Below are 6,000 nucleotides of genomic sequence, written 5' to 3'. Positions count from 1 at the left end.
ACATTGAGATTTTCTACAATCGTCAGCGTCGTCACTCTCGTCTGGGGAATATCTCCCCGGCAGCCTTCAGGGAAAAACATCATCAGATGGCTGCTTAAAAAAAGAACAAATGGTAGTGTCCGCTATTGCCAGTACACCTCATTTTACAGCCCCGTCCGGGCTGTATGTTTTCACCAGCTTATCCAGTGATCGTTTTGAAAATGGCTGCATTGGATCACGTGGCTGCAAAAATACATAATCCCTGTTGCACTCAGGAACTGAATCACGCCAGGCTTTCTGCTCGTCGATAATCCGCCGGATCTCAGGCGTTATCGGCAGGCGGAAAGCCTTTTGTGTTTTCATAGCCCCTCGCATGCCGATAACCCCTTCCGGATAAACAATTTCACCAGCCTCCTCGTAAACGTAGTCCCAGCGCAGGTTATGGACATTAATCGGACGAACACCAGTGATGATCATGAAGCGAACAGCATTCTTCTGGTGTACAGAGGTGCAGGCAGCAACATTGAGCCAGAGTCGGGCGATTGATTCAATATCGGTAAAAAGCCGTGTGGGGGTAGGTTTCTGTACGCGGGAGGAAACATAATCATCTGGCAGACTGGCGGCAACATTGCGGCCGTTGCAAAGAGTAGGTGCGCAGAACTTCCAGAACCGACGGAGCTCGGCAAACAACTCCAGGGCGTTATTGTTCGAGCGAGTGGCGATCCACTCGTCCAGCACTTCCACCAGCCGATTGTATGTTACGTCGCTGAACACCTCACGCTCGCCGAACGTTACTTTAATCCGGTCGATACGCACCCCGTAGGTTGTGAAACTGTCCGGGCTCAGCTTCTGCCGGGCTACTTTGGCTTTGGGTCATCCCGGTACATTTCCAGCGCTGCATGTACGGACTCTGCCCGCAGTCCACCGTCAGCCATACCTAGTGCTTTTTCGCGCGCCAGCTGGATAACGAGCTCCGGCCACTCGCCGAGCTTTTTACCTTTGAGGCCCATCTTTTTTGGAAACTCGGCGTAAAATGTAACCTTACCGGCTTTGCTGAAATCGATACGGAGATAGTTCTCTTTTTCGTATTTGGAACAGCGAGCCACGCCGGAAGCAGCGAGGATGATTTTGGCGGCAGCAACACAGATTTTCATGTGTGCGCTGGTATAGGGGGGTTTACAGGCGTCCCATTTTTCAGATGCGGCTAAAACATCGTCATTATTGGGGCTATCCGGATTATGTGTTACAGTGCGCGGCATTCTCAATCCTTATCTGCGTAGGCGCAGAAAACAAGCTCACACATACAAGTCTTTTCTACGGGACAAAATGCAATGTGTTGCGGTTTTGTGTTGCTGGACTGAGTTTATCAAGGTTAAATACACTGGATCAACATACAGTAAGTTAATGACAGTAAAGCATACAAACTCGATACAACTTACTGATTTTAAAATGATTTAACGGTAATCCATTGAAATGTCTTTACTAATTACTAAACGCTGTATTAATTGTGATATGTGTGAACCCGAATGCCCGAATGAGGCGATTTCAATGGGAGATCATATCTACGAAATTAACAGCGATAAGTGTACCGAATGCGTAGGGCACTACGAGACACCAACCTGCCAGAAGGTGTGCCCGATCCCCAATACTATTGTGAAAGATCCGGCGCATGTCGAGACAGAAGAACAGTTGTGGGATAAATTTGTGCTGATGCACCACGCGGATAAAATTTAATATTCTACTCTGGAAGTAGAGTATTAATTATATTACTGGGAAGCCTTAACGCCATTATATTTATTTAATTGATGACATTAGCATAATCATTCACTAAGTTAATTTATATAGTATCTGCCAAGACACTTATTTATAGTTATTAAAGGCGCGTCCGATTGGTTCACCGGACGCACCTTAAGTACGTTTCCTTGTGTTATAAGAACAGAAGGATCAGCTGTAAAACAGCAATGATGATTTTGATGACCCGTTTAATCAGGTATCGGCAATCAGTCATTCGTTTTTCCTTAAACAAGGAATGCAGCCATTCAGATTAGCCCTTACATCTCCCCAAAACTGAACGTGCGAGTTATTGAGGGTGCATGCTGCACTCCACACCAGAGCTTTGACGACACCACTCGTTTCAATGGGGGAATTCTGTGGCATGGTGTAAAGCACAGCAAAATCTTCAATAACGAAGCCAATTTTAATGTACTTACGAATTGGCGGTCACGTTAATCTTTCCATCAATATTGCTTTCTTCGTAAAGGCTCGAGTTTTTATGCTAAAGATTGCAAGTTGCTTGTAAAAGATAAGTACACTGATCCATAATCGCTGTTGTTGAGGGTGCATGCTGCACAAAATTAAAGTTAAAAAGTAAAACCCCCGTTCCTTACCAGTTCGGGGGTTTTACTTTTTAAAGAGAACGGTATTATTTTAACTTTCAATAATTACCGTGGCACAAGCATAGTGGCGTTCATCTGCCAGCGTTACATGCATATTTACAACGCCGAGCTTTTCCGCCAGTTTTAATGCCTCACCCCATAGCCGTAGCCGTGGTTTGCCGAGCTCATCATTGAATACTTCAAATTGATTAAACGCCAGACCATTGCGGATCCCGGTGCCAAACGCTTTTGCTGCGGCTTCTTTCACAGCAAAACGCTTCGCCAGAAAACGCACCGGCTGGTGGTGCGTTTTCCAGATTGCCCATTCGTTATCGCTTAATACGCGGCGTGCCAGGCGCTCACCGGATCGGGCGATCACTGCTTCTATGCGAGCGATCTCTACGATATCCGTGCCTAAACCTAATATTGCCATTAGCCACGCGCTTCCAGCATCAGACGCTTCATTTCTGCCACCGCATCTTTCAGTCCGGTCATCACTGCACGGCCAATAATGGCATGACCGATATTCAGTTCATGCATCTCAGGGATGGCGGCAATGGCTTTCACGTTGTGATAGGTCAGACCGTGTCCGGCGTTAACTTTCAGACCGAGACTAGCGGCAAAGGTCGCGGCTTTGGCGATACGCACCAGCTCTTGCGCCTGTTCGGCGTCAGTTTTGGCATCAGCATAGCAACCGGTGTGGATCTCGATAAACGGTGCGCCAACCTCTGCCGCAGCTTTGATCTGCTCTTCATCGGCGTCGATAAACAGAGAAACCTGAATCCCGGCATCTGCCAGACGTTTGCAGGCATCGCGTATTTTTTCACGCTGCCCTGCAACGTCCAGGCCGCCTTCGGTTGTTACTTCCTGACGCTTTTCCGGTACCAAGCAGCAAAAATGTGGCTTCGTCTCAACGGCGATCGCCAGCATCTCTTCGGTCACTGCCATCTCCAGATTCATTCGGGTATCCAGCGTCTGCCGCAGGATGCGCACATCGCGGTCAGTAATGTGGCGGCGATCTTCACGTAAATGCACGGTAATGCCGTCCGCTCCCGCCTGCTCGGCAATAAACGCCGCCTGCACCGGATCCGGGTAAGCAGTACCGCGTGCGTTACGCAGCGTTGCAATATGGTCAATGTTGACGCCTAACAGTAATTCAGCCATGACAATCCTCATCATTCATAATGTGTTTTCACCGTTCGCTTAGGCATAAACTGCCGGAACAGTTCCCTGCTCTTTAATGGTTTACCGCCAAGATACGGCTTAAGCGCCATTCGGGTAAAGCGTTTCGCGGCGCGTAGTGTGTCTGCGTCAGGAAATTCCCGCGCGTTTAACGCTTTTAACTGCCTTCCGGTGAACGTTTTATTGTCGATAACGACGCTTGCGATAAACCCTTTTTCTTCGCGATAACGATACGTCATGGTGCCATCTACCGGCTCGCCGCTACCCGCGCAATGGGTAAAATTGACGCCATAGCCCAGATGCCCGAGTAGTGCCAGTTCAAAGCGACGCAGCGCGGGTTCTGGCGTACCAGTGTCACCTGCAAGAGACTGAATGCAGTGCAAGTAATCGAAAAAGAGTTCAGAGAAGCGCGTCTCGTATTCCAGTACGCGGGAGAGAAGTTCGTTGATGTACAGACCGCTGTAAAGCGTGATACCGCTTAATGGCAGCGCCAGTGAGACAGCTTCAGCACTGCGCAGCGTTTTGACTTCGCCACGCCCGCCAAAACGTAGCAAGAGAGGGGTGAAAGGCTGTAATGCACCTTTCAGAGTAGAGCGTTTAGAGCGTGCGCCTTTGGCAACCAGACGCACGCGACCCGATTCCTCTGTGAAGACGTCCAGCATCAGGCTGGTTTCGCTCCACGGGCGACTATGCAGGACAAATGCGCGCTGCCAGCCTTCCATCGGAGTGACTCTTAAAGATCGTCAACATAACCGAGACTGCGCAGTGCGCGTTCGTCGTCGGCCCAACCCGATTTCACTTTTACCCACAGTTCAAGGTGGACAGGCGCTTCGAACATTTCCTGCATGTCTTTACGCGCTTCAATCCCGATGGTTTTGATCTTGGCCCCTTTGTTGCCAATAACCATCTTCTTCTGCCCTTCACGCTCAACGAGAATCAAACCGTTGATGTCACAACCGCCGCGTTCGTTAGAGACGAAACGTTCGATCTCCACGGTCACGGAGTACGGCAGTTCAGCGCCAAGGAAACGCATCAGTTTTTCGCGGATGATTTCAGACGCCATAAAACGCTGTGAGCGATCGGTGATGTAATCTTCCGGGAAGTGATGAGTCGCTTCAGGCAGATGCTTACGCACGATTGCCGCAATAGTGTCAACATTCAGCCCGGTTTCGGCAGAGATTGGCACGATATCGAGGAAGTTCATCTGGCTTGCCAGGAACTGCAGGTGCGGCAGCAGATCGGCTTTCTCCTGCACGTTGTCCACTTTGTTCACCGCGAGGATTACCGGCGCTTTGCCTTCGCGCAGTTTGTTGAGCACCATTTCGTCGTCCGGCGTCCAGCGGGTGCCTTCAACGACAAAAATCACCAGCTCAACATCGCCAATAGAGCTGCTCGCCGCTTTGTTCATCAGGCGGTTAATGGCGCGTTTTTCTTCCATATGCAGGCCCGGTGTATCGACGTAGATCGCCTGATACGCGCCTTCAGTATGGATCCCCACAATGCGGTGACGAGTTGTCTGCGCCTTGCGGGAGGTGATGGAGATTTTCTGCCCCAGCAGTTTGTTCAACAATGTGGATTTGCCAACGTTCGGACGTCCGACGATGGCAATAAATCCGCAGTAACTTTTATCGATGCTCATTCCAGCTCCAGTTTTTTCAACGCCTGTTCGGCGGCAGCCTGCTCAGCCTTACGACGGCTTGAACCTGTGCCAACCACCGGTTCACTCAGGCCGCTGACCTGGCAGTGGATAGTAAATTCCTGATCGTGCGCTTCGCCACGTACCTGGACTACCAGATAAGTCGGCAGCGGCAGATGGCGACCCTGCAAATATTCTTGCAAGCGCGTTTTCGGATCTTTTTGTTTATCGCCTGGGCTAATTTCGTCCAGACGAGTTTGATACCAGTTAAGGATTAATTTCTCGACGGTTTGAATATCACTGTCGAGGAATACGCCACCAATTAATGCTTCGACGGTGTCGGCGAGAATTGACTCACGACGAAATCCACCGCTTTTAAGTTCACCTGGCCCTAAACGTAAGCACTCGCCTAACTCAAATTCGCGCGCCAGTTCCGCCAGCGTATTGCCACGGACCAGCGTGGCGCGCATCCGGCTCATATCGCCTTCATCCACACGAGGGAAACGGTGATAAAGCGCATTGGCGATAACGTAGCTCAGAATAGAGTCGCCTAAAAATTCTAAACGCTCGTTATGTTTGCTGCTGGCACTACGATGAGTTAATGCCTGCTGCAACAGTTCCTGATGATTAAAAGTGTAGCCCAGCTTCCGTTGAAGCCGATTAATTACGATGGGGTTCATGCGATACCAATAAATAAATGCGTCAACAATTCAGCACACGAAACAGACCTGATATACATGGCTCTGCTAACTGCTTCGCTGCAGTTTCAGTTTAGCGGTATATGGGGACCAACGCTGTTTCGTGTGCCGTGGCAACCTGAAGGTGCCA

General features: G+C 49.7%; 8 protein-coding genes and 1 pseudogene. 2 read left to right on the top strand and 7 right to left on the bottom strand.

All coding sequences use genetic code 11. The features are described from left to right. On the top strand, positions 1 to 98 hold a 98-nt coding region (locus ABZJ92_RS13105), incomplete at its 5' end, for an IS3 family transposase (RefSeq protein ID WP_346429434.1). 43 nt (positions 99 to 141) lie between these two features. Here the strand turns inward: ABZJ92_RS13105 and ABZJ92_RS13100 are convergent. Further along, positions 142 to 1,238: pseudogene (locus ABZJ92_RS13100) on the bottom strand (tyrosine-type recombinase/integrase); the annotation flags it as partial. A gap of 214 nt (positions 1,239 to 1,452) precedes the next feature. On the opposite strand from ABZJ92_RS13100, the gene yfhL reads away from it, so the two are divergent. Beyond that, entirely contained in the window at positions 1,453 to 1,713 is a 261-nt protein-coding gene (yfhL, locus tag ABZJ92_RS13095; protein WP_000054752.1) for a 4Fe-4S dicluster ferredoxin YfhL, read from the top strand. A gap of 193 nt (positions 1,714 to 1,906) precedes the next feature. Here yfhL and shoB read toward each other — a convergent pair whose 3' ends face one another. From shoB to rnc, 6 genes are all read right to left on the bottom strand, one after another. Further along, on the bottom strand, positions 1,907 to 1,987 hold the full coding sequence (gene shoB / locus ABZJ92_RS13090; protein WP_000128776.1) for a type I toxin-antitoxin system toxin ShoB: 81 nt from the start codon (positions 1,985 to 1,987) through the stop codon (positions 1,907 to 1,909). Between the two features lie 419 nt (positions 1,988 to 2,406). After that, on the bottom strand, positions 2,407 to 2,787 hold the full coding sequence (acpS, locus tag ABZJ92_RS13085; RefSeq protein ID WP_000986029.1) for a holo-ACP synthase: 381 nt from the start codon (positions 2,785 to 2,787) through the stop codon (positions 2,407 to 2,409). Next, entirely contained in the window at positions 2,787 to 3,518 is a 732-nt protein-coding gene (gene pdxJ / locus ABZJ92_RS13080) for a pyridoxine 5'-phosphate synthase (protein WP_004969731.1), read from the bottom strand. The genes acpS and pdxJ overlap by 1 nt, the downstream gene beginning before the upstream one ends. A gap of 11 nt (positions 3,519 to 3,529) precedes the next feature. Further along, a complete protein-coding gene (gene recO, locus ABZJ92_RS13075) occupies positions 3,530 to 4,258 on the bottom strand; it encodes a DNA repair protein RecO (RefSeq protein ID WP_000399400.1) in 729 nt (242 codons plus the stop codon). Between the two features lie 11 nt (positions 4,259 to 4,269). Further along, a complete protein-coding gene (gene era, locus ABZJ92_RS13070) occupies positions 4,270 to 5,175 on the bottom strand; it encodes a GTPase Era (RefSeq protein ID WP_000020747.1) in 906 nt (301 codons plus the stop codon). Continuing rightward, positions 5,172 to 5,852: a ribonuclease III gene (gene rnc / locus ABZJ92_RS13065; RefSeq protein ID WP_001068343.1), complete on the bottom strand. Its 681-nt coding sequence runs from the start codon at positions 5,850 to 5,852 to the stop codon at positions 5,172 to 5,174. The genes era and rnc overlap by 4 nt, the downstream gene beginning before the upstream one ends. Positions 5,853 to 6,000 lie beyond the last annotated feature (148 nt).

The organism is Shigella sp. FJ200513 (assembly GCF_040495915.1).
Taxonomy (GTDB): domain Bacteria; phylum Pseudomonadota; class Gammaproteobacteria; order Enterobacterales; family Enterobacteriaceae; genus ECMA0423.
Note: the sequence above shows the minus strand (reverse complement) of the source record. Positions and strands in the feature narration are given on the sequence as shown.